Source organism: Sulfitobacter maritimus (genome assembly GCF_013346665.1).
GTDB classification, from domain to species: Bacteria; Pseudomonadota; Alphaproteobacteria; order Rhodobacterales; family Rhodobacteraceae; genus Sulfitobacter; species Sulfitobacter maritimus.
Map to the genome: position 1 here is coordinate 1 of NZ_JABVBB010000005.1, position 350 is coordinate 350.

A 350-nucleotide genomic window follows, 5' to 3' on the forward strand; every position below is an offset into this window, starting at 1 on the left:
CTCTATGAGTTGCGCTATATCCTCAACGAAGGGGCCAAGACCCTCGCCACCGCACCCATCGAAGTGACCGTCCCAGAGGCCACCATCAGCGGGCCAAAGACTGTAACCACCGGCGCGGCCTTTGAGATCAAATGGGGCACCCCAATCAACCCCCGCGACATAATCACGATTTTGCCCGTCGGCACCAAGGAAGGCACCACCGGCCCCTACCGCCGTGTTGGCGACCAGACCACAGGCCAACTCACCGCACCCGCCGAGCCGGGGCTCTATGAGTTGCGCTATATCCTCAACGAAGGGGCCAAGACCCTCGCCACCGCACCCATCGAAGTGACCGTCCCAGAGGCCACCAT

Annotated in this window: 1 pseudogene; it reads left to right on the plus strand. The window is 62.3% G+C overall.

Annotated elements, in window-relative coordinates:
* Window positions 1–350: pseudogene (locus tag HTT03_RS00030) on the plus strand (hypothetical protein); the annotation flags it as partial.